This is a genomic window from Bradyrhizobium ontarionense (assembly GCF_021088345.1).
GTDB classification, from domain to species: Bacteria; Pseudomonadota; Alphaproteobacteria; order Rhizobiales; family Xanthobacteraceae; genus Bradyrhizobium; species Bradyrhizobium ontarionense.
The window spans coordinates 2,277,844-2,301,344 of sequence record NZ_CP088156.1; the positions used below are offsets into that span (position 1 = coordinate 2,277,844).

Consider the following 23,501-nt stretch of genomic DNA (forward strand, 5'->3'; position numbering starts at 1 on the left):
GGATCAGCGCCCGACCGTGAGACGCTGCGCCAGCCACGGCGGCAGGCCGTTGTCGCGAATGCGCTGCGCCGCCGTCTCGACGTCATACGGCACGCGCCAATAGGTCAGCTCGCGCGTCCTGGTGTCGAAGGTCGCGAACGACGCGGCCGGATCGCCGTCGCGCGGCTGCCCGACCGAGCCGACCACGGCGAGCCATTGCCGGCCGCGCAGCAGCTGGACGGGCATGTTGGCGGTCGGCGTGAAGCTCGTCATCTTGGCGGTGGCCGACATCGAGTACAAAGCGGGACGGTGGATGTGGCCGCAGAACGTCACCTGCGCCTCGGTCGCGATCATGCTGCGCGCGGCGTCGGTCGCCGACTGCACATAGCGCCAGCGCGGCGGGCTGGAGGCTTCCGAATGGACGAACAGCCGGTCCTCGTCGCCGACGCTCATCGGCAGCTCCGCCAGGAAGCGGCGCTGCTCGGCGCTGAGCCGCCCGCGCGTCCAGTCCATGGCGGCCTGCGCCTCGGCATTCATGCTCTCGCTGGCGGTGGAGACGGCATTGTCATGGTTGCCGCGCACCGCGAGGCCGCCATTGGCCACCATCTCCATCACCGTGTCGACCGACCATTCCGGATCGGCGCCATAGCCGACGATGTCGCCGAGGCAGACGAAGCGCTCGGCGCCACGGGCGCGCGCCACCTCCAGACAGGCCGCAAAGGCCTGCCGATTGGCATGGATGTCCGTGAAGATCGCCAGCAGCACCCGTGTCCTCCCGATCCCTACCCTACGAGCGGCCTTCGCACGCAATTTGAGCAACATCAAACAAGACGAACCCGAGCAAGGGGTTTTTTGGGCCCGGCCGATCCGGCAGAGCAGACGAACGCAGCGATTTCGGTGCAGTCGCCCGAAGCCTCCTCCCATGAGGGCCGCGCAACCGCATTCGATGTCGTTCCGGGGGGCGCGGAGCTTGAGGCCGGAACCCATACCCACAGGCCACAGTGTGAGGCACGCTGGTGGTTGGCATCGCACCTCGCGACATCTTCCCGTGGGTATGGATTCCGGGCTCATTCGCGCTGGTTCAAAATGGCTCGCCATTTTGCGCGCGAATGCCCCGGAATGACGAGCTCATTGGGACCGACCTTCCAAGTCGCGAAAGACCGTGGCCAGCGCGCTGGGCGCGCGAGATATCCGCGATATGCGACAGTCCTGCACTGGAAAGGCCCGCGACGAGAGTACGGCACCGCCCGCGGCTACCCGATCGGATGATACGTCCCCGATCCATGTCTCCAACTCCACTGAGCACGAACTCCACGGAGCACGACCGCTCGTTCTCGCGGCGGATCACGCCCGAGCCATGCGATCGCGGTGCCCTGTCGAAAAAGCGAGAGGGCGCGGGGAATGCCGGGTGAAGGCCTCACCCATGGCCCGCCTGCAGAAAAAAAGCAGGCGGCAGTCACCACAGGTTCAGCCGAACATCCGGCATTCCCCGCGCGACGGTTTTAACGCTTATATCGTGATCTCCTCGGTGCACCGGGCTTTTTGGCCACCGTCGCCGCTCGGATCATCTCCAGGCAGCTTAGCATCAGCGTCGGGATGCCAGGACCACACGACTTCACGTCCGCCGGCTTAAGCGTTCGTCTCACGCCAGCCCAACGTCCATCGCATCCCCGCCTCACGTGTCGTGACGATCGCGCGCAACGCCCCTCTGCTCGAGGCGGGATGGCGGCATCAAAGCACGATTTCTGAAAAAAGGAAATAGAAATATTCTCGTCGCAGGCTGGACGGGGCCAATCGTGTTGAGATTGCACAGAAATGAATCTGAGCACATGGACGGAACAATCGTCGGCCGACGGCGCACCGTACGCCAAGTTATGGTGGCCTTGCTCTGCTCGATCGAGCTTCGCGCAGGAACGGTCGCCGCGCGGGATTGAACAGGATAGGTCGGCTTTTAGGCCGGATAGCCGACGGCGCGATTGGCATGCCGGACGGCCGCGATGGGCCAATAGCGACCGGGTGCATCTCAGCAACTAGCTCTCTTTGCTCGCCGCATTCACACGCAATAATTGCGCTAGATCAAAGAGCGTCTGGTTGGTTGGGCGCTATTGGGCATTAACTCATAGTCGTCGGACTAGATCGGCAGCGATTATGTCTCACTTCAATATTGAAGGTGGTGCGCTAGGCAACTCAAACATAAGAGGCAAGGCATATGAACTGTTCAATCATGGTTTCAGCTGGTCTCGATTCGATAACGCTTTGGTATGATCTCATCAAAAAAAGTATGAGGCCGCGCGGGATCTACATCAATGCTGGTCAGACATCTCATGACAATCAACGATACTTTGCAAGGAAACACAGCCTTCGTCTTGACCTTGCTCTTGATGTGGTCGAGGCAAACAGGGTGCTGGAAGGTTTAACTCAGCCTCCTCACACCCGCGTGGCCGAAGCGATGTCCGATTGCGGGGACAGCTGTATGTCGCTCACTACCGCATCCTTACTCGCCGCGACAAGCGGGTCCGAGGTTCTATTCGCCGGGTACACGATGGAAGACAAAGCTAGATTGCCGCAACTAGGTCGGATGCTAGAGCTCGCGGGAGAAATGGTTGGAATTAATACTGGCAATGCCTCCTTTCGGATTGAGGCACCGTACCTCGCAATGAACAAAGCAGAAATCATACAAAAGGCACGGTCTCTGCAAGTGCCCCTCGATATGACCTGGAGTTGCTCTTGGTCGGGCGAACTGCAGTGTGGCGAGTGTCCAAAATGCCAAGAGCGTAGGGCGGCCTTTGCCAAATCTAAAGTTCAGGACCCCACGCGGTATCGGAAGCAGTGAAAACGGACAGACACAGCGAGTAGCAAGCGGTCGCTTCTTGCCTAGCTTGGTGCCGCGCTGCTCGGGCATCGAGTTAGAAATTGGCACACAAGCAACCTCAGACGCTCATTGGGCCTAATGTCGCTGATGGGGCAGAAGCAGACTCGTTCGTCGACCGCAGCCGGTCGCGACCACCAAAGCGTACTTAAATCTTCATTGCTCTTGCCGCCTGTTCTAAGCTGGCCGGCACAATCACGCGATGAAACGGTGCTATCGTCATAAGATAGATACGCCCCAGTCGGTTATGGCAATGCACCACGGTGCCCGCGACCAGCTCGCGTCCATTTGCTGCGTCGGCGCGAAGTTGAATGGTGACGCGGAAGTCGAGATGCCGGTCATCCGCGCCCACGACCAACTCCGTCGCGTTCTTTGACAGCACCGGGAAGAAGCCGATAACCGGCCCACGCGCCGCTGCGGCAAGACCGACGGCGCGCGACGATTTAACGGCGACTGTCGCCATCACCACATCGCGGACACGCGTAAGCGCACGAATCCACCACGCCTGTCGCTCGAGCGCGGCGCGTGCCAGCACCTCTACATCATCGCTGGCGCCCGCCGGCAGTTGAATTGCAAAGGCGTCCAAAAGGTCCGCGCCCGCGTAAAGCGGCGCAAGCACGCTGTTGCTGGGCATGGGCACGGCGCGCGCTTTGGTCATGGGCCAGGTACCGGATGCTCGGGAGGGTCGTAGCGCAGTCGGCGTTGCGGACGATCTTGCCGCCGTGGTCCTTTTTATATCCACGCGCTCTGCACCGCAACACTCCAGCGGCGCACATATCTCAGTTGGGTCATTCACCGACCCATGCGAACCGGCGACAGGAATTATGGTGACGCTGCCGACAACTCCGGCTACGCGCTTCGTCGTCTCGCGGCCCGAGACACGTCGCAAGCGCACCGTGAGGATTTGAGATTTCATCGCGACGACGCCGATCCACCCAAGCGAGCTTTGCTCATCTCGCCCCTCGCTTCGTGGGGAAGGATATGGCTGCAGCCCCCCTACTGCTCGTCCTTCGGCGGCATGCGCGGCGGCAGCAGCGGGGTGAAGGAGACGCCGTCGCCGGCGTTCTTGGCGGCCTTGAATTCGCCGCTGGAAGGATCGCCGCCGGCGGTTTCGATGATGGTCTTCGGGAGAATGTATTCGCGGGCGGCGTCGATGACGCCGCCGTCGCCGGTGCCGAAATCGGCGGCGCGGCCGCCTTGCGGATGACCGGCGGCGATCTGGTCGGCGGCGTGCTGGGCCTTCTCGGCGAGCTTGTCGCTAAAGGGAATGCGATAGGCGCGCGGCACGCCGCTCGGCCTGTTGTCGTCGTCGAGCGTCTCGACCCAGAGATAGACCGCGCCGGGATCGCCATCGACGGTGTGCGGATCGACGATCCGCACCTGCAGGACCTTGAAGCTCTTCGGCAGGCGGTCGACGCTGGCCCAGCCGAGCAGGCCGCGGGCGCCGACGAAGCTGCCGACATAGAACGCGCTGGTGACGATGACGGCCACCGCCTTGGCTTGCCATGGCAGCCGCGCATAGACCAGCACCAGCAAGAGCAGCGCGCCGATCAGCGCGTAGCACACGGACATGATGACGATGACGGTCTGCAGATTGCTCGTCATCGCCTGATCGTCCTGACGCCGGTCTTGGGATCGAGGTCGGCGCCGTTGCGCGAGGTGCTGCGGAACGTCTCGAGCAGCGATTTCGGCCGCCGCTGCACGTCGACCACCTTGCCTTCGGCGTCGAGCTTGAAGCGCAGCGCCGTCTTCTCGTCGCCGGAATGATCGAGCACGACCTTGTCGTCGAAGATCACCTGCGCGGTCGGGTTCAGCTTCTGCACCTTCACCTTGGCCTCGACCGGCTGGCCGCTGACGTTCTGGAAATGCGAGATGTTGACGGTGTACTCACCGGCCACGATGCCGCGCACGGTCACGATCTCCTCGCGGATCGGCGACGGGATCTTCAGGCCGTTGACCAGGATGAAGTCGTTGGCGCCGCCGCGATCGTCGCGGTCGAGCGTCAGGAAACCGGCCTCGCGATGCCGGTACCAGGCGATGTTGCCGACGGGGTCCTGCACGAACAGGTCGAGATCGTCGGGATGGTTGTCCGGCCAGTCCATCGTGATCAGGAACTCGGCCTTGGAGTCCACCTTGCCGTCCTTGGCGTCCGGCGAGATCGCGAGCACCGCGATGAAGAAGAAGAACGCGACGATCTGCAGCGCCTTGAACAGCATCACGCTGAACGGGTCGAACTGCTCCTCGCGCGGATAGAGCCCGAAATCGTCCATCATGCCGTCTGCTCCGGAGCGCGCGCCATCGCGCGCTCGAGGCGCGGCGTCACCCGCGTCTCCGTCAGCATGACCGCATCCGAGAACACGCGTCCCGTCGCCCCGTCCAGCATGTAGTACTGGATGCGCACCAGGATCGAGCCGACGAGGCCGGCGAGCGTGGTGTACATCGCCACCGCCATGCCGTCGCTCATCAGCCCCATCGACGATTTCATCGCCAGCTTGTCGTTGACGTCGAGACCCGCGATCGGCGCCAGCATGATGATGAAGCCGATGATGGTGCCGAGCAGGCCGAGCTTCATCAGCGTATCCGAGGCGAAGCTGCCGAAGCCGTTGGAGCCGCGCAGGCGGTCGGCCAAGGTGCGCAGCAGCAGCGTCTGGTCGATGCGCCCCTGCCCTTGTGTCCGCGCCTTGGTGACGAGGTTCCTGATGTGGTTGGTCACGAGCCCTGCGGGCAGCAGTTGCGCATCGGGATCGAGCGCGCGCGCGGCATCCGGTCCGATCAGGACGGCGCGGCAGCGCCGGGCGGCATCGGCCTCGCGCGCGATCGCCCTGGTGCGCCAGAAGCAATGGCCGCATGTCATCACGTAGAGCACGGCGACGATGCTCGAAATGTAGGTGCGGTCGGAGGCGACCATCAGGTGGAAGTAGCCGTAACGCCACAACACCACGGCGGCGAACACCGTCAGGCCCGTGAAGATCATCCAGAGCAGCAGCGGCCCGCGCTCGGCGCTCTCGCGCGCAGGTTCCACCACTTCAGCACTGCTGACTGCGCTCATGCATGAACTCCCGATGGGCGCGCCATGCTGGCGAGCCGGTCCGCGAAGTTAAGCAGAGCCGCGGAACCGCGTCCAAAGACATCTGCCTCGAAGGCTTCGGGAAAATTGCCCGATCTGCGCTTGCTGCAGTGCATTTGCTTGGCGGCGCACCGGCGCGTTGTTACGCTGCGGCAACAGCCTTCGGAGATGATCGCATGCGCCTCGTGCTCCAGCTCATCGCGCGCCTCGCGCTGATCGTGCTGCTGTGTCTGGCGGCCGCAGCCGTATGGGTTACCGTCGACGCCTATCGCAGCGTCGATCGCGCCACCGCGACGTCGGCCGACCGCGTTTCGCAGGCGCTGGAGGCGCTGTATTGGCGCGAGCTGCTGTTGCGCAGCAACAGATCGCGCGACCACCTCGTGCCGCTGCCCGACTGGCGGACGACCGAGACGATGAAGCTGATCGCGCCGGGCATCTGCGTGCGGTTCAAACCCGAGGCCGCCTTCGAAAAGCCCCTGTGCGGCCAGAACAAGGGTCTTGGAGCGGCGCCGCCGCGCTGGTTCTCGGGGTTGGTCGAAACGGTGCTCGGCGACCATGCCGCGGTCGCGCAGCCGATCAGCGCCCGCGCCACGACTGCCGGGACCGTGTCGGCGATCGCTGATCCCGATGCGGCGATCCAGCTCGCCTGGCAGCGCATCCAGGACAGCTTTGGCGTGGCGCTGGCGATGGCGATCGCGATTGGCGTGCTGGCTTCGCTCGCGATTGCCCATGCGCTGGCGCCGGCGCGCAGCATCGTCTCCGCGCTGCAGCGGATGGCCGAAGGCGATCACCGCCCGGCGCTGCCGCGCTTCCGCTCGATGGAGCTCGCGATGATCGGCCGCGCGGTCGGCGAGCTCGGCGACCGGCTGGCGCAGTCGAACGAGCAGCGCGCGGCCCTGACCGAGCGCCTGCTCGACATTCGCGACGAGGAGCGGCGCGCGCTCGCCCGCGAGCTGCACGACGAGTTCGGCCAGAACCTGACCGCGATCCTCGCCTTTGCCTCGACGATCGAGAGCGCCGGCGCACGCCGCAACGATCAGGTGGCGCAGGATGCCCGCATGATCACGCAGTCGGTCAGCCATCTGATGGCGTGCCTGCGCGGCACGCTCAGCCGGCTGCGCCGCCCGCTCACCGAAGAGCTGGGGCTCGCGGCCGGCCTGATCGCGCTGACGGAGAATTGCCAGCACGCGGCACGGCCCGCGATCCGGCTCGACCTGCAGGGCGACCTCGCCGACATCCAGGGCCCGGTCGCGGTCACGGCCTATCGCATGGCGCAGGAATGCCTGACCAATGCGCTGCGGCACACGGATGCGAGCGAGGTGTCGCTGCGCGTCGAGCGCCGTTACGGTCCCGACAGCGCGCTGCTGATCTCGATCGAGGATGACGGCGGCGGCGACGCGACGCTGCTCGCGCAGTCGACCGGCCTCGGCCTGACCGGCATCCGCGAACGCATCGCCGCGGTCGGCGGCTCGCTGTCGATCGGGCCGGCCGCGCGCGGGCTCAGCGTCACCGCGACCATTCCCCTCGCGGCCTGACGGGACGCCGAACCGCGATGGCCGACAGCTCAGGGATCTCGATTCTCCTGGTCGACGACCACCCGGTGGTCCGGCAAGGCTATCGCCGCGTGCTGGAGAGCCAGGAGGGGTTCCGGGTGATCGCCGAAGCGGACAGCGCGGCGGCGGCCTACGCCGCCTTCAAGGCCCATGCGCCCGATGTCGTCGTGCTCGACATCTCGATGAAGGGCGCCAGCGGGCTGGAGGCGATCCGCAACATCCGCGCCCGCGATGCTCGCGCCTGCATCCTCGTATTCTCGATGCATGGCGAGGCGCCGCTGGTGAAGGCCGCCTTCGCGGCCGGCGCGAGCGGCTTCGTCACCAAGAGCAGCGAGCCCGCGGCGCTGGTCCGCGCCATCCGCATGGTGGTGCGTGGCGAACGCGCACTCAGCGACGACGTCGCCCATGTGCTGGCCGCCGACAGCCTCGATCCCCAGCAGACCGTGCTGGACCGGCTCGGCGAGCGCGAGATCGAGATCCTGCGCCAGCTCGCCTCGGGCCTGACCACCGAGCAGATCGCGGAGAACCTCCATCTCAGCGTCAAGACGGTCCAGAACTATCATTATCTGGTGAAGGCCAAGACGGGATTGCAGACCGACGCACAATTGGTGCGGCTCGCCGTCACCAGCGGGCTGACGGATCTGTAGAACGGATCGCGTAGCGTGGGCAAAGGCGCTGCGGTGCTGTCGCCACATGCGAGATCGCAATGGCGCCGTGCCCACTATCTTGCTGATGAGTTCGCTGATCGACGGTGGGCACGGCGCGCGCGATCTCGGCCCAAGCTGATGTCGTGCCATGCGCCTTTGCCCACCCTACGGGCTCCGGACACTGCGTCCTTCAGCGCCGCTCCGACGCGGCGAGGCCACGCAGCAGCAGGGTCAAAACGGCGTCGACCCGGGCCGAGCAGGTGCAATCGGCCCACTCCTCGGCATGGGCGGGATGATGAAAGCTTCTGGTAGCGTCGAAGATCGCGGCGGCCGCGGTCTTGGGATCGGTGACATCGAACGTGCCCTGCGCGACGCCCTCGGCGATGATGCCTTCGACCTGGGCGATCAGGTCCTGCTTGTGCGCCTTGACCACCGAGCACGCCTCGCGCGCGAGCGTCAAATAGGTCGCGAACATCTCGGGATCTTCACAGACCCGTTTCTGCTTGGCGCCGAACAGCTCGCGCAGCCAGCGTTCCAGCTTCGCGGGCGCCGGTCCCGGCTCGGCCGCAATCTGCTTCAAGGGCGCGCTGACCCGCTCGAGCCAGCGTCTCGCGACGGCTTCGCGCAGCGACGCCTTGCTCGGAAAGTGACGATAGACGGAGCCGTGGCTGACATCGAGCGCTCTCGCGACGTCGACGACCGTCGCTTTGGCGAGCCCGTAACGGCGCAACACATCCTCGGTAACTTCGAGGATGCGCTCGGATGTCAGAACCACGGCCTCATTCATGCGTGCACCATATCGGCGTCGGACGTGTGCGCCTTGATCTGGATCGTCTCCGCCCCGTCGACGGACGACGAGACGCGAAACTTGGCGGCCTGCGCCTCCAGGTGACGCGCGACCTGGAGATTCAGCCAGTCCTGGAATTGTGAGTGCAACAATCGCTTTTCAATCTTCATCGAAGCGGTCCTTCGCAGTTGAAACCGCTGAACCCATGGTCAGGCAGTGTAAGTTGGTCTTAAGCACGGTGGCACGATCCATATACACCATCGTACTGACAGATTTCAATATCTGTCAGCGAGATTTTTAAAAATGGTATTATAATCCGCCGACCTTGCGCCGGTCGAACGAAGAGCGCCCCGTTTGTGTCGATCCGGCCGCTCTGGTAAAGCGCGGCGTAAAATGCTGGCGCGGACGCTTGGTCCCGCCCGCCTTCCCTCCCGCCTTGGAGCGCCGTCGATGATCCCCCGCTATAGCCGTCCCGAAATGGCCTCGATCTGGGAGCCGCAGACCCGGTTCAAGATCTGGTTCGAGATCGAGGCGCATGCAGCGGACGCGCTGGCCGAGCTCGGCGTGATCCCGAAGGATGCCGCCAAGACCATCTGGACCAAGGCCAAGGACGCCACCTTCGACGTCGCCCGCATCGACGAGATCGAGCGCGAGACCAAGCACGACGTCATCGCCTTCCTGACCCACCTCGCCGAGATCGTCGGGCCCGAGGCGCGCTTCGTGCACCAGGGCATGACCTCGTCGGACGTGCTCGACACCTGCCTCAACGTCCAGCTCACCCGTGCCGCCGACCTGCTGCTGGCCGATCTCGACCGCGTGCTCGCCGCGCTGAAGACGCGCGCCCTCGAGCACAAGATGACCCCGACGATCGGCCGCTCGCACGGCATCCATGCCGAGCCGGTCACGTTCGGCCTCAAGCTCGCCTACGCCTATGCCGAGTTCTCGCGTGCCCGCGAGCGCCTGATCGCGGCGCGCAAGGAAGTCGCGACCTGCGCCATCTCGGGGGCGGTCGGCACCTTCGCGCAGATCGATCCGCGCGTGGAGGAGCACGTCGCCAAGGCGATGGGCCTCAGCCCCGAGCCGATCTCGACGCAGGTCATTCCGCGCGACCGTCACGCGATGTTCTTTGCAACCCTCGGCGTCATCGCCTCGTCCGTGGAGCGCTTCGCCACCGAAGTTCGCCATCTGCAGCGCACCGAGGTGCTGGAAGCCGAGGAGTTCTTCTCCGAGGGCCAGAAGGGCTCGTCGGCAATGCCGCACAAGCGCAACCCGGTGCTGTCGGAGAATCTCACCGGCCTCGCCCGCATGGTGCGCGCCTATGTGACGCCGGCAATGGAGAACGTCGTGCTCTGGCACGAGCGCGACATTTCCCACTCGTCGGTCGAGCGCATGATCGGCCCCGACGCCACCGTGACGCTCGACTTCGCGCTGGTGCGCCTCGCCGGCCTGGTCGAGAAGCTGCTGGTCTATCCCGCCAACATGGAAAAGAACCTCGATCGGCTCGGCGGCCTGGTGCATTCGCAGCGCGTGCTGATCGCGCTGACGCAGAAGGGCGCGAGCCGCGAGGAGTCCTACAAGCTCGTGCAGCGCAACGCGATGCCGGTGTGGCGCGGCGAAGGCGACTTCCGGACCCTGCTCAAGGCCGACGCCGAGGTGAAGAAATATCTCACCGACGCAGAGATCGACGAGCAGTTCGACCTCGGCTACCACTTGAAGCACGTCGACACGATATTCAGGCGCGTGTTCGGCAATGCGGCGTGACGGCGCGCGCCGCTACAGCTTCTTCAAAGAAACGGCCGCATTACCTTTGTTGTTGAAATAGAATCGATACAACAACCAAGGAAACAGGATGGAGGTGTCGTTGACGTAGACGAACACCTCCCCATCGCTGCGTGCGGTGAACTCGGCCGTCCAGCGGCTACTGCCGGGTGCTTCCGGTCGGAAGATGGGGAGATGCTCCTCCAATCCCGTGCTGCCCACCCGCACGATGGGCGCGAACCAGTTCGACCAGATCAGCCGCTTGAACGGCACGCCCGGCAGTTGCGTCCAGGTGCCGTAACCAAAGCCGGCCGGGGTCGCAGGGATGCCGCCGTCGCTCCATCCCTCTCCGACATCGAGCGTAATCCGATACGTCTCGTCCTGCGCCACGCTGAGCGCTGTCGGATAGCAATGGTGCCGTGTCTCGAACATTGGCCGGATGCTTCCACCATGGTATGCGCCGATTTCTGTCTCGTTGACCTCGGTTGGCCTCAGCGTTGCCTTGCAGAACAGACCAGCCGTGTTGGCCGTGCCGAAGGCCAGCCACCAGAACAGCCAGAACATGATGGCGGTTGGGAAGATCCAGGATTTGAGCACGTAGAAGCCGGCGATGTACCAGCCGCGGCGCCGCAGCGAATAGACCGTCGCGCGCCAGCCCGTCACCGGCTTGTGCCGGGATGGATCGTTCCAGGCGATACGTGCGGCGTCGCGGATCGTTCGCTGCAGTGAGGTGCCCCACGACGTCAAGCCGAGCGCCACGGCCGCTCCGATCAGCAGGAAGCCGGGCGAATCCCGAAACGCCACGAACCAGGGATCGAGAAACTTTGGCAGGAACGCAGCGGCTGCGTTGACCACCGGATCGCCCACCACGCGCAGGGGGACATAGAGGAAGCGCGGCCAATAGATGACGAACAACGGGATTGCCGCGACGAACAACAGCGCGAACATCGTGGCGAAATAGACCACGCGACGCAACCACACCCAGTTCCAGACATCGTCCTGCACCCGCGTCCGCGCATGCCCGCGATCGAGCGGATGCGGCGCATCGACCGGGGTATCGGTCTCGTCCGTGACGCGGTAGGTGGCAGGCACGACCACAGGCGCGTAATGATCGGGGCCTGACCGGATACGCTCGAAGACGGTGCGGTGAATGGTCGGCTTCACCGGCGGCAAAGGTGGCTGCGGCAGGCTCGGATGCAGATCGTCCGCGAGAAGCCCGGTCTGTGCCTTGAACGGCGAATGAAGCAGCCACTTGATGCGACTAACATCGTACCAGAGCGATAGTTTGTAAGGCGGCGCGTCATAGATCTCGCGCAGATTGCGCGGCTTGTAGCGGTAATAGGCCGCGAGTCCCTTGCGCGAATCGTTGAGCATATCGAGCGGATCGATCTCGGGATCGTAGAGCACCCTGCGCCGGTCATCGAGATAGACGAGGCCATAGGCCTTGGCGCGATCGAGCATCCAGTCGAGCGTCACATAGGACAGGCCGTCCCGCGGATAGCCGCCGCCGATGTCGGAATGCACGCCGGTGAACCACACCTGGCTGATGCGCTCGCGATCGCGCGGCGGCAGATCGGTGCGCAGATGCGGCGCCGGCTCGGCGAGCTTCGCGGCCTCGCTGCGCGGATCATGGTCGATGTCGAACAGCCAATCCTTCTTGTCACTGCGGCCTGGAACAGCCTCGTCCCGTCCCCACACGTAACGCTCGTCCCAGATCACCGGGCGGAAGGCGTCGCGCTCCTCCTCGATCGCCAGCGCATGGCAGGCGCGATGGATCTTGGCGCTCATGAACTGGTCCGGCATCGACAGCGGCCAGATCCAATAGTCGATGGCGCGGGTCATCTCCTCGATCGGCCCGCCATAGGCATCGACCGTGTCCCAGATGCCGACGAAGTGGACGCTCTCCACCCCGACCGCCGGCGGTGCCTCCGGCGCGACGCCCTGCAGTCTGCGCAGCAGCTTGATCCCCCGGTCGCGCCATCCACGCAGGTCCAGTCCGATCTTGCCGAGATATCTGAGAATTCCGGTGTTGTAGCGCCGCCTGTAGCGGCGATAGGCGTCTGCGGCGAAGCGCGCGAGGTCCGCTTCATTGTTATTGTAGGCGACGAGCCCCTGCCCCGCGATCATCGCCGCCACGATGCGGATCGTGAAGGCTCCGCGGCTGAAGCCGAAGCAGTAGATGCGGTCGCCCGCCTTGTAGTTGCGGCAGCAGAAGCTGTAGATCGCAATGACGTTGCGCATCAGGCCGAAGCCGAAGATGCCGCCGAGCGCTGCGAACAGCTTGAAGGACGAGGTGCCGACGCCGTCGTCGTAGAAGGCGATCTGCCGGCGCGGATCGCGCAGGTCCAGCAGCTGGAACAGGCGCCACACATTGGTCTTGAACACGGCCTTGGCGCTGTTGCCGGTCCCGTCCGACAACAGCACGATGTTCTTTGGAGCAGTGTTGGACATGAGGCCCCCCGACCAGAATGCCGGGCGAAAGCTTGGTCTGCAATTGCAGGAAAATCAAGGCGCAATCTTTGCGCGAGCGCCCAGGAAACCCGCTCAGTTCGCAGCACCGCACATCATCCGCAAGGCAACATCGTCGCGTCTATGCGATGATCCCGGACATCGAACTGGCGCAGCATGTCGCGGGCTCCGCAGGCCGCGTCAGCGCCCACGAGGATCACCGTAGGCGTGACCGAGAGGGCGGCACGGATGAATCACTCGAAAATGATCAGCAGACACCTGCATGCGGTTGTCCGACATCTCATCGTCGACCTCTGATCCTTCGACACCGACCGGACGACCGCCTATGCAGGTCGCCCTGCTCCACCACTGACGAGAAACCGACATGCCGGAGACACTGGCGACCTATGATCCTCTGCTGCGACGGATCCATTGGGCAACGGCGCTGCTGTTCATTGCAGCCATGCTGATCGGGCTCTATTGCGGCCTGCAGCCGGCAGGCACGTCGCCGCGGCGCGAGCTGCTGGAGATTCACAAATCGCTCGGCGTGACGCTGTTTCTGCTGGCGATTCTCCGCCTGATCGTGCGCGGGCGGACGACCGCGCCGCCCGCCCCTGCAGCATTCGGCGCGATCGTCCGCGCGCTGTCGCAGCTCAATCATTGGGCGCTCTATGCCCTGCTGCTGATCATGCCGGTGACGGGCTACATGTTCTCGTCGGCCGGCGGCTACTCGCTGCGCTATTTCTGGACCTTCAGCTGGCCGCGCCTGTTCGCCGGCGACAAGGCGATCGCCCATGCCGGCGAGATCACGCACGATACGCTGGCCTATCTGGTCTATCTCGTGGTCGGTCTGCACGTTGCAGCCACGCTCTGGCACGAGTTCATCAAGAAGGACGAGACGCTGGCCCGGATGTGGCCGCGGCGGGTGGACCGCCGCTGACATTCAGTCGCCAGCCGGCGTTGCGCTGTGCGATACAGTGCCCTCTCCCCTTGCGGGAGAGGGCATCTCAGGCCCATCCATGCACTCGGTTGGGTGAGGGGTATCTCTCCGCAAACACCGCGCGTGGCGACATACCCCTCACCCGACCGAGCCTGCCGCCCGGTCCTACATGCCCTCTCCCGCAAGGGGAGAGGGCGCATTCATGGGCACCGCAGCTCATCTTTCGATTGTCTCGCGCCGCTGGGATGAGTTCAGCGTTGCTACGCCGACATCGGCTGGGCGGCGGCCACCAGATCGCCGGCGCGCTGGTCCTGCTTCATCAGTGAGACGAGCTCGCTCTCGTCGAGCGTCTCCTTGACCAGCAGCCGGCGCGCGGCACGCTCCAGCACGTCGCGCTTGTCCTGCAGCAGCTTGCGGGTGCGCTCCAAAGCACCAGTGACGATCGTGCGCACCTCGGCGTCGATCGCATCGCCCGACGCCTCGCCATAATCGGCGTTGCGCGAGGCGCCCGGCGCCAGGAAGGACTGGTTGTCGCGCTCGTAGGCGATCGAGCCCAATGTCTCCGACATGCCGTAGCGCGTCACCATCGCGCGCGCGATGTCGGTGACGCGGCGCAGATCGTCGGCGGCACCGGTCGACAGATGGCCGTAGACGACGAGCTCCGCGGCGCGGCCGCCGAGCAGCACGGCCATCTTGTTCTCCAGCTCCTCGCGGGTCATCAGGAAGCGGTCCTCGGTCGGACGCTGGATGGTGTAGCCGAGCGCGCCGACGCCGCGCGGAATGATCGACACCTTGTGCACGGGATCGGTGCCCGGCAGGCTCATCGCGACGATTGCATGGCCCATCTCGTGATAGGCGACGATCTCGCGCTCCCGGGGATTGAGCAGCCGGTTGCGCTTCTCGAGACCAGCCACGATGCGCTCGATCGCGTTGTTGAAGTCGGCGAGCGTGACCTCATCGGCGCCGCGCCGGGTCGCCAGCAAGGTCGCCTCGTTGACGAGATTGGCCAGATCGGCACCGGTGAAGCCCGGCGTCAGCGCCGCGACCTTCTCGGGATCGACGTCGGCGCCGAGCTTCGCCTTCTTCAGATGCACCTGCAGGATCTGGATGCGGCCCGGCTTGTCGGGACGGTCGACCAGCACCTGGCGGTCGAAGCGCCCGGCGCGCAGCAGCGCCGGATCGAGGATCTCCGGCCGGTTGGTCGCCGCCAGCAGCACCAAGCCGGTCGAGGAGTCGAAGCCGTCGAGCTCAACCAGCAGCTGGTTCAGCGTCTGCTCCTTCTCGTCATGGCCACCGGCGAACGGGCCCATGCCGCGGGCACGGCCGAGCGCATCGAGCTCGTCGATGAAGATGATGGCAGGCGCCTTGGCGCGGGCCTGCTCGAACAGGTCGCGCACCCGCGCCGCACCGACGCCGACGAACATCTCGACGAATTCGGAGCCCGAGATCGAGAAGAACGGCACGCCGGCCTCGCCTGCGACGGCCTTGGCGAGCAGCGTCTTGCCGGTGCCGGGCGGGCCGACCAGCAGCACGCCCTTCGGCATGCGGCCGCCGAGCCGGCCATAGGATTTCGGGTCCTTCAGGAAAGAGACGATCTCGCGCAGCTCGTCCTTGGCCTCGTCGACACCGGCCACGTCCTCGAACCGGACCCCCGTATTGGATTCGACATAGACCTTGGCCTTGCTCTTGCCGATCTGCATCAAGCCGCCGCCGAGACCGCCGCCGCCCATCATTCGGCGCGACAGCCAGAACCAGACGCCGAAGAACAGCGCGATCGGCATCACCAGCGAGAGGATGTCGCCGAGGATGTTGCTCTCGACACGTCCGGTGAACGTGACATTGGCCTTGCCGAGCTCCTTGGCGAATTCCTGATCGACGCGCGTCGTCGCGAAGCGGGTCTGGCCGCCGGGCAGCGGCTCCTTCAAGGTGCCTTCCAGGTAGTTCTCGGAGACGCCGACCTCCTTGACCTTGCCGGCGGCCAGGAGATCCTGGAACTGGCTGTAGGGAATGGCGGCGACCTGGCGATAGCTGGTCCAGGCATTGTGGACCATCATCGCGACGAAGATCGCAATCAGCGCGTACCAGAGATTGAAGCGGGTCTGCTTGGTCATGGTGCTCTCAACTTGGCGATCAATCGAAAACGAGTAGCCGCAAACTGCAGATCAAGCGGCTTCGCGTCAGGTACGGTCCTGCCCTGCGGCTTTGGGGACAAACACGGAGACCGCGCGCGGCCGGACGCCGAAGCGCGCCGGCGTGAAGGTGACGAGCTCGCCATCGGCATTGATCGGGCGCGGACGCCGCGTCCGGATCTCGAACGATGTGTCGCGCGAGGCCCGCACTTCTTGCCACAGGCCGTGGCGGCCCTTGCGGAAATCATAGGCCATCGCCAGCAGCTTCCAGACCCGACCGATCTCGAGCGAATAGAGATCGAGATGGGAATCATCGATCTCCGCGCGGTGATCGACGGCCATCCCGCCGCCGTAGTAGCGGCCGTTGCCCACCGCGATCTGCAAGGTCTTCACACGCACCGCGCCGTCCGACGACACGATCATGGCGCGGAACGGTCGCGCGTTGACCAGCACCTTGAGCGCCGTGATCGCATAACCGAGCCGCCCGAACCGCCGCTTGGTCTCCTTCGTCAGCTGGCGGGCGAGGTCGGCGCTGAGACCGAGGCTGGCCACGTTGAAGAATGGATGACCGTTGACCTCGCCGAGATCGATCTGGCGGCGATGGCCCGCCGCAATCACATCCGCTGCCGCCTCCATGTCCTCGGGCAGGCCGAGCGTGCGCGCAAGATCATTGGCGGTGCCGGCTGGAATGATGCCGAGCGGCAGGCCGGTTCTCACCAGCGCAGGCGCAGCCGCATTCAGGCTGCCGTCTCCCCCGGCAACGACGACCGCTTCCGCATCATCGGCATGGGCTTCGATCCACGGCGCCACCTCGCGCGGACTATGCGGCGCGGAGATCACGAGATCATAGCCCGCGGCGCTCAGCCGCGACACGGCAATACCCGCGGCCGCGCCGCCGGAGCGACTGCCGCGGTTGATGATCATCAAGAGCCGGCGCGTCGCAACTTCCGGCCGCGATGGACGTGCCTTCGCGATCGATACCTGATCGTCCCCCGCGGTCACGACATGCTCCCGTACACAGTATGCCAGCGCGCACTGAGGCGCGAGTTGCTTACAAAGTTCCGATGTGGCCTCCGGGTTCCATCACGATCGTCGTCACCGGACCGTTGATCCGGGGACCGCTGAACGACGTCGGGAAAGCGGCTGGAATGGAGAAGCTCGAAACCGAATTCGTAAAGGTCAATCGTCACAAGCGACGCGTGTGGCCGCATCTCATCGAACTCCCTGGAGCGCTCCGAAGAGCGACACACCGTCACCGGTATCTGTCACGAACGAGAGTCCGACATCATAGCCTTGCAGACGATCAGAGGGGCCGGGATCTCCGGTCCTTTCGAATTAGTTCGCGGTCACGCGGCTGCAAGACAGCAGACACTCTGTCGCACCTCGTCATTCATCTTGCTGAACGTGGACTCTCACGAGCCGGCTCTTGAAACCAGGCCGGCCCGCGCATATTTCCGCAGCGTATCCCTTGGTCCGGGCCCCTCTGGTGAAGCTGCTGGTGCTCTCACGATGTCGGACCTGACGACATCAATCACACCGGCTTAAGAGGACCCGTCGTGGAATTCCTGCTCATCGCGTTTGCCGGCAAACCCGTCTGGATGTGGCTCGCCTTTATCGCCATCGTGCTTGCCCTGCTCGTGTTCGATCTCGGTGTCGTCCATCGCAAGACGCGCGAGATCTCGGTGCGGGAGAGCCTGGTCATGAGCGCCGTCTACATCATGCTCGGCCTCGCCTTCGGCGGCTTGGTGTGGTGGCAGCTGGGCGGCGAAGCCGGCACGGCCTATCTCACCGCGTTCACGATCGAGAAGGCGTTGGCGATGGACAACGTCTTCGTCATCGCGATGATCTTCAGCTACTTCTCGATTCCGCGCGCCTATCAGCACCGCGTGCTGTTCTGGGGCATCGTCGGCGTCATCGTGCTGCGCGCCATCATGATCGGCCTCGGCGCTGCCATCGTCGCACAGGCAAGCTGGGTGCTCTACGTGTTCGCGCTGTTCCTGGTGGCGACCGGCATCAAGATGCTGGTATTCAAGGACAAGCCGCACGACGTCGGCTCGAACCCGGCGCTGGCCTGGGTGCGCCGCCGCTTCGACGTCACCGATCGCCTGCACGATGAGCGCTTCTTCGTGCGGCAGAAGGACGCGAGCGGCAGGCTGGTCTGGTTCATGACGCCGCTGTTCCTGGCGCTGATCCTGATCGAGTTCGCCGACGTCATCTTCGCCGTCGACTCCGTGCCCGCGATCTTCGCGATCTCGACCGATCCGTTCGTGGTCTACACCTCGAACATCTTCGCGATCCTGGGTCTGCGCGCCCTCTATTTCGCGCTGGCCGCGATGGTCGACCGCTTCCAGTATCTCAAGCTGGCGCTGGCCGCCGTGATGATCTTCATCGGCTCGAAGATCTTCCTTGCCGATCTGCTCGGGCTCGAGAAGTTTCCGCCGGCGCTCTCGCTCGGCATCACCTTCGGTCTGCTCGGCGCCGGCATTGCCTATTCGTTGTGGAAGACCCGGCCTGCGGTCGAGCAGGCCGAGTGACAAACTCAAGCAAGCAAGGTCGAGCGTCGCAATGAACGATGTCGTATCCAACGAGGAGATGTCGTCGGCGCCACGCCGTCACAATGGGCCGATCAGCCGGCGTCTGATCGCCATCGCGCGCACCGTTCGATCGGACGAGCCTTCCGTCGGCGAACTGTTCGACGGCCTGGAGTCGGAGGGTCTGGGCCTCACCCTGCTGCTGCTGACGCTGCCGGCGCTGATCCCGCTGCCGGGCCCGTTCGGCATGGTGTTCGGCACGCTGGTTGCCATAGTCGCACTGCAGATCCTGTTCGGCGCCGAACGGCTTTGGCTGCCGGAGACGCTGCGCCGGCGGCCGGTGCCGCAGCGGCTGCTGCGCAAGGTGATCCGCGCCGGGCTCGACTGGGCCGGCTTTGCCGAGCGCGGCCTGCGCGAGGACCGCCTGGCCTGGCTGACCGGCCGCCGCGCGCGAATGCTGCTGGCACTGCCGCTGCTGCTGATGGCCGTCACCATCATCCTCCCGATTCCGATGGGCAACGTGATGCCGGCGCTGGCGCTGATCGCCGCCTCGATCGGCTTCATGGCCTGCGACGGCCTTGCCGTGCTGGTGGCGCTGCTGATCGCGATGGCCGCGGTCGTGTGGACGGCCGTTCTGCTCTACACCGGCGCGGCCGCGGCAGATTACGCCGCCACGCTGCTGGCAGGCCTCGCCGTGCAATTGCGCGCCATGCTGGAGAGCGTCGGCGTCGATCTCGGCTTTGCCGCCGGCGTTGCGACAACGTTTGCGACCGCGGCCGGCATCACCGCCCTCACCTTCTGGATTCAAGCCATACGCCATCGGCAGGGCCGCCGCGCGGCGGTCGATCCGGCCGAGCCTCCGCGCGAGCGCTCGCGCGCCTTGGCGGGCCGCGGCCTCGTGGCAGCCGCGAGCATCGCGACGGCCGCCACCGCGATCTTCATCGCGACGCGCTTCATGCTGACAGGCTCGATCTGAAGTTCCGCAGGTGGCGGGCCAGACCTCAGTGAGGGCGCGTTGCGGCGCACCGGGGCAGCGAACATATTTTCGTGAGCGCCCCTCGACCTCCGTGGCGAGCATTTGTCATTGAAGCAGCAACAAAAAATGCGACCCATGAGCCTGGGCGTGCCGAGCACCGTCAGCCGCCTGCGAGAAATGCCACTGTCCCTTTTCGCCGGCGGCGACTATACGGAACATGACTGTCACTAAACGGTTACAGAATCGACACATGCCCGATTCGAACGCAACCGCGTCGATCCACGGTAGCGACCGTGCCGTCGAAACGCCGGCCAAAGGTGATTTCGCGAGCAGCGATCAAAGCGATACCGCCAACACCCTCGCGGCGCAGCATCTCAGCGAGGAGATGGTCGCAAAAGGTGACGCAGCGGCAGCGAGCACTGATGTCCTGGCGCCGTTCTTGCCCGATCCGGTCGCCGGCACGGGCCACGAGATCGAGCTGAAGCTCCTGGTCGATCCCGACCAGCTCGCCGGCTTCAACAACGCGCCGGTGGTGACCGCGCATGCGCGCAACAAGGGTGCCCGCAAGCATCTGACATCCGTCTACTACGACACGCCGAAGCGCACGCTGTGGAAGAACGGCTTCACGCTGCGGGTACGCCAGAGCGGCTCGCGTTTCGTGCAAACCGTGAAGGCGCAGCACAGCGACGATCCGCTCAAGCGCGGTGAATGGGAGGCGAGCGTCGCCTCGCTCGCGCCCGATCCGGCGCTGGCGGCTGCGCTGCTTCCCGAGGAGCTTCGCGCCGACCTCGAAGCCCACAGGCTGGAGGCGGTGTTCACCACCGACGTCCATCGCCACGCGCGCCTGCTCGACCTGCCGAGCGCGACGGTCGAGATCGCGTTCGACAGCGGTGTCATCAAGGCCGGCGAGCACAATGAGATCGTGAGCGAGATCGAGCTGGAGCTCAAGAGCGGCAATCCCGCGACCATCTACGAGATTGCGCTGCGCCTTGCCGAGCACGGCTCGGTGCGGCCCTCCATCCGCAGCAAGTCCGCCCGCGGCTTCGATCTCGTCGCAGGTGCGGCGCCCGGCGCAGAGAAGCCGCGCAAGCCGCGTCTCGATCCGGCCGTGTCGCTCGACGAAGCTTTCGCCATCATCCTGCAAAGCAGCCTGCATCATCTGCTGCAGGCGATGCCGGCGGCCGAGGACGGCCGCAATCCCGAAGGCGTGCATCAGTTGCGGGTGGCGCTGCGCCGCCTGCGCGCCGCGCTGCACCTGATGCAACCGGTCGGACGTTCGAGCACGCTCGACGGGCTCGCGGCCGATGCGCGCTGGCTGGCGCAGAACCTCTCGGCGGCGCGCGACCTCGACGTGTTCCTGACCGAGACGCTGCCGGAGATCGCCTGCGCCTGCACGACGGTCGCCGGTTTCGACGCGCTGAGCGCGCTCGCGGAGCGGCGGCGCGATCTCGCCTACCGCAAGCTGCGCATCGCGCTGGCCGAGCGCCGCTGCGCCTCGTTCGTGTTGGGGCTCGGCGGATGGATCGCGACCCGGGGCTGGCGCAACGACGTCTCTCCCGACGACCTCAGACGCCTTGCCGAGCCCGCGATCGATTTTGCCGGACACGTTTTGTCGGAGCGGCATCAGAAGGCGATCAAGCGTGGCCGCGGCTTCAAGAAGCTTCCCGCCGAGCGCCGCCACCGGCTGCGGCTCGCGCTGAAGAAACTACGCTACAGCATCGACTTCCTGCTGCCGCTCTACGGTGCGAGCAAGCCGGCGAAGAAATATGCCAGGACGCTCGCCGGCCTGCAGGAGCGGCTCGGCCACTACAATGACATGGCCGTCACCGCCGGCGTGATCGAGACGCTCGACACCACCTCGACCGACGCGGCGATCGCTGCGGCCGCGATCACCGGCTGGCAGGCGCATGCGATGGCTGGCGTCGAGAGCCCGTTGCGCGAGGCATGGCGCGAGTTCACGAAGGCGCCGACGCCGTGGTCGCCCGAGGAGGCGTGACGACCGGGGTGCCGACGAGGTCGGTTCTTGCGCCGCATTGATCTGGTTCAAGACGCCCGGTCATGATGTGTGTCAGGGAGGTCTTATGAAGATATCCAGCGTGACGTGTCCGCATTGCCGTGCCGCCTACGAGATCGCGGAGTCGACGTCCGCGGTGGGCGCTGCCGGTCGGTTCGACTGCGGCGTCTGCGGCACGCCATTGTCGGCGTGGGACGAGCCGAAGCTGCGGGCCTTCCGCCTGGAGGTGCCGCCCGAGCACAAATATCCGCGCGTGCCGGCGCCTCCCTCCCCCGCCTGAGACGACCAGATCTCCTGCGTTCCGTTTTACGGAACGTCTCGCCGCGCGCGGCTTGGCCGCACATCCCTGCATGGCCCCATGGCGGGCCGCAACTTGCCTCGTCTTTTGGAGCGGGTCATAGTCGCACCACCGCGCGGTGAAGGTGCGGCCGGTCCGGCTGCAGCTGCCGCAGCGTCTCCAATCCACCTAGCGAGTCGTTTGTCCCACATGCCCGTCATCAACAGCATCGCCGCGCTTTCCGACGAAATGGCCGCCTGGCGCCACGACTTCCACGAACATCCCGAACTGCTCTACGAGGTGCATCGCACCGCCGGCATCGTTGCCGACAAGCTGCGCGCGTTCGGCTGCGACGAGGTCGTGACCGGTATCGGCCGCACCGGCGTGGTCGGCGTGATCCGTGGCCGCAAATCGGCGTCCGGAAGGACCATCGGCCTGCGCGCCGACATGGACGCGCTGCCGATCGAGGAGACCTCGGGCGTCCCCTATGCCTCCAAGACGCCCGGCCTCATGCATGCCTGCGGCCATGACGGCCACACGGCGATGCTGCTCGGCGCCGCAAAGTATCTCGCCGAGACCCGCAATTTCGACGGCACCGTGATCGTCATCTTCCAGCCGGCCGAGGAAGGCGGCGCCGGCGGCAAGGCGATGGTCGACGACGGCCTGATGACGCGCTGGGGCATCCAGGAGGTCTACGGCATGCACAACATGCCCGGCGTTCCCGAAGGCCATTTCGAGATCTCGCCGGGCGCGATGCTGGCCTCGGCCGATGCGATCCACATCAAGGTCACCGGCAAGGGCGGCCATGGCGGCGCCGGCCCGCACAGGGCGATCGACAGCATCCTGATCGCATCGCAAATCGTCAACGCGCTGCAGTCGATCGTCGCGCGCAACGTCGATCCGCTGAAGTCGGCGGTGATCTCGATCTGCGCGATCCATGGCGGCACCACCTTCAACGTGATCCCCGAGACGGTCGAGATGCTCGGCACCGTGCGCACGCTCGATCCCGAGATCCGCGATCTCGTCGAGAAGCGCATCGTCGAAGTCTGCGAGGCCACCGCGCGCGCCTATGGCGGCTCGGCGGAAGCGATCTACGAGCGCAAATACCCGGTGACGATGAACCACGCCGCCCAGGCCGCGTTCGCCGCCGACGTCGCCCGCGAGGTCGCAGGCAATGAGCGCGTCAACGACCGCGCCATTCCGTTGATGGGCGGCGAGGACTTCGCCTTCATGCTGGAAGCGCGACCCGGCGCGTTCGTCTTCCTCGGCATGGGCCCGGGCAACGAATGCCACCACCCCGGCTATCGCTTCAACGACAACATCCTCAGCGCCGGCGCGTCGTACTGGGTGAAGCTGGCCGAGAAGAGCATGCCGGCGAATTAGTTGCGCCTCTGCTACGTCATTCCGGATCGACGCGGGCGTCGTCCGGAATGACGTCGCTCCCCGACCGCGTGGTGGAACGCCCTCGCGGACCTCACCGAACGCAAAACACGCGCTCGACCACCGGCTTTCAAGCCGGCCTCGGC

20 protein-coding genes are annotated in these 23,501 nt (G+C 65.3%); 10 read left to right on the forward strand and 10 right to left on the reverse strand.

Going from position 1 to position 23,501, the window contains the following annotated elements:
• Positions 1–3: 3 nt before the first annotated feature.
• Positions 4–744 (reverse strand): metallophosphoesterase family protein, encoded by a 741-nt coding sequence (locus LQG66_RS10435; RefSeq protein ID WP_231326137.1) that lies wholly within the window; start codon positions 742–744, stop codon positions 4–6.
• A 1,708-nt stretch (positions 745–2,452) separates the two neighbouring features.
• On the opposite strand from LQG66_RS10435, the gene LQG66_RS37395 reads away from it, so the two are divergent.
• Complete coding sequence (locus LQG66_RS37395; RefSeq protein WP_425601335.1) at positions 2,453–2,812, forward strand: 7-cyano-7-deazaguanine synthase; 360 nt, start codon at positions 2,453–2,455, stop codon at positions 2,810–2,812.
• A 184-nt stretch (positions 2,813–2,996) separates the two neighbouring features.
• Here LQG66_RS37395 and LQG66_RS10440 read toward each other — a convergent pair whose 3' ends face one another.
• The 4 genes from LQG66_RS10440 to LQG66_RS10455 all read right to left on the reverse strand — a co-directional run bounded on the left by LQG66_RS10440 (position 2,997) and on the right by LQG66_RS10455 (position 5,897).
• Positions 2,997–3,506, reverse strand: a complete 510-nt coding sequence (locus tag LQG66_RS10440; protein WP_231326138.1) for a DUF2867 domain-containing protein — start codon at positions 3,504–3,506, stop codon at positions 2,997–2,999.
• A gap of 338 nt (positions 3,507–3,844) precedes the next feature.
• Positions 3,845–4,453: a hypothetical protein gene (locus LQG66_RS10445; protein WP_231326139.1), complete on the reverse strand. Its 609-nt coding sequence runs from the start codon at positions 4,451–4,453 to the stop codon at positions 3,845–3,847.
• Positions 4,450–5,121 (reverse strand): hypothetical protein, encoded by a 672-nt coding sequence (locus LQG66_RS10450; RefSeq protein WP_231326140.1) that lies wholly within the window; start codon positions 5,119–5,121, stop codon positions 4,450–4,452. Before LQG66_RS10450 ends, LQG66_RS10445 begins: the two co-directional genes overlap by 4 nt.
• Positions 5,118–5,897: a MotA/TolQ/ExbB proton channel family protein gene (locus LQG66_RS10455; RefSeq protein ID WP_231326141.1), complete on the reverse strand. Its 780-nt coding sequence runs from the start codon at positions 5,895–5,897 to the stop codon at positions 5,118–5,120. Before LQG66_RS10455 ends, LQG66_RS10450 begins: the two co-directional genes overlap by 4 nt.
• Before the next feature lie 194 nt (positions 5,898–6,091).
• Between LQG66_RS10455 and LQG66_RS10460 the strand changes: the two genes are divergently transcribed.
• Together LQG66_RS10460 and LQG66_RS10465 are read left to right on the forward strand one after the other, a co-directional pair.
• Complete coding sequence (locus tag LQG66_RS10460; protein WP_345778956.1) at positions 6,092–7,450, forward strand: sensor histidine kinase; 1,359 nt, start codon at positions 6,092–6,094, stop codon at positions 7,448–7,450.
• A gap of 17 nt (positions 7,451–7,467) precedes the next feature.
• Positions 7,468–8,115: a response regulator gene (locus tag LQG66_RS10465; RefSeq protein WP_231326143.1), complete on the forward strand. Its 648-nt coding sequence runs from the start codon at positions 7,468–7,470 to the stop codon at positions 8,113–8,115.
• A gap of 190 nt (positions 8,116–8,305) precedes the next feature.
• Here LQG66_RS10465 and LQG66_RS10470 read toward each other — a convergent pair whose 3' ends face one another.
• Both LQG66_RS10470 and LQG66_RS10475 read right to left on the reverse strand, forming a co-directional pair.
• Positions 8,306–8,902, reverse strand: a complete 597-nt coding sequence (locus LQG66_RS10470) for a TetR/AcrR family transcriptional regulator (protein WP_231326144.1) — start codon at positions 8,900–8,902, stop codon at positions 8,306–8,308.
• Positions 8,899–9,072 (reverse strand): hypothetical protein, encoded by a 174-nt coding sequence (locus LQG66_RS10475; protein WP_231326145.1) that lies wholly within the window; start codon positions 9,070–9,072, stop codon positions 8,899–8,901. Before LQG66_RS10475 ends, LQG66_RS10470 begins: the two co-directional genes overlap by 4 nt.
• 280 nt (positions 9,073–9,352) lie before the next feature.
• On the opposite strand from LQG66_RS10475, the gene purB reads away from it, so the two are divergent.
• On the forward strand, positions 9,353–10,663 hold the full coding sequence (purB, locus tag LQG66_RS10480; RefSeq protein WP_231326146.1) for an adenylosuccinate lyase: 1,311 nt from the start codon (positions 9,353–9,355) through the stop codon (positions 10,661–10,663).
• A 12-nt stretch (positions 10,664–10,675) separates the two neighbouring features.
• On the opposite strand, the gene LQG66_RS10485 is transcribed toward purB, so the two are convergent.
• A complete protein-coding gene (locus LQG66_RS10485) occupies positions 10,676–13,111 on the reverse strand; it encodes a DUF2235 domain-containing protein (RefSeq protein WP_231326147.1) in 2,436 nt (811 codons plus the stop codon).
• A 382-nt stretch (positions 13,112–13,493) separates the two neighbouring features.
• Here LQG66_RS10485 and LQG66_RS10490 point away from each other — a divergent pair, with 382 nt between their 5' ends.
• Complete coding sequence (locus LQG66_RS10490; protein WP_231326148.1) at positions 13,494–14,048, forward strand: cytochrome b; 555 nt, start codon at positions 13,494–13,496, stop codon at positions 14,046–14,048.
• A gap of 260 nt (positions 14,049–14,308) precedes the next feature.
• Here the strand turns inward: LQG66_RS10490 and ftsH are convergent, their stop codons facing one another.
• Positions 14,309–16,159: an ATP-dependent zinc metalloprotease FtsH gene (gene ftsH, locus LQG66_RS10495; protein ID WP_231326149.1), complete on the reverse strand. Its 1,851-nt coding sequence runs from the start codon at positions 16,157–16,159 to the stop codon at positions 14,309–14,311.
• A 66-nt stretch (positions 16,160–16,225) separates the two neighbouring features.
• Positions 16,226–17,179, reverse strand: a complete 954-nt coding sequence (locus LQG66_RS10500) for a lipid kinase (RefSeq protein ID WP_231326150.1) — start codon at positions 17,177–17,179, stop codon at positions 16,226–16,228.
• Positions 17,180–17,733: 554 nt separating this feature from the next.
• Between LQG66_RS10500 and LQG66_RS10505 the strand changes: the two genes are divergently transcribed.
• From LQG66_RS10505 to LQG66_RS10525, 5 genes are all read left to right on the forward strand, one after another.
• On the forward strand, positions 17,734–18,711 hold the full coding sequence (locus LQG66_RS10505; RefSeq protein ID WP_231326151.1) for a TerC family protein: 978 nt from the start codon (positions 17,734–17,736) through the stop codon (positions 18,709–18,711).
• Positions 18,712–18,742: 31 nt separating this feature from the next.
• Positions 18,743–19,684, forward strand: coding sequence for an exopolysaccharide biosynthesis protein (locus LQG66_RS10510; RefSeq protein WP_231326152.1), 942 nt, complete (start codon positions 18,743–18,745; stop codon positions 19,682–19,684).
• A gap of 250 nt (positions 19,685–19,934) precedes the next feature.
• Positions 19,935–21,680, forward strand: coding sequence for a CYTH and CHAD domain-containing protein (locus LQG66_RS10515; protein WP_231326153.1), 1,746 nt, complete (start codon positions 19,935–19,937; stop codon positions 21,678–21,680).
• 85 nt (positions 21,681–21,765) lie between these two features.
• On the forward strand, positions 21,766–21,978 hold the full coding sequence (locus LQG66_RS10520; RefSeq protein WP_231326154.1) for a zinc-ribbon domain-containing protein: 213 nt from the start codon (positions 21,766–21,768) through the stop codon (positions 21,976–21,978).
• Between the two features lie 207 nt (positions 21,979–22,185).
• A complete protein-coding gene (locus LQG66_RS10525; RefSeq protein WP_231326155.1) occupies positions 22,186–23,358 on the forward strand; it encodes a M20 aminoacylase family protein in 1,173 nt (390 codons plus the stop codon).
• The last annotated feature ends 143 nt before the right edge of the window (positions 23,359–23,501 follow it).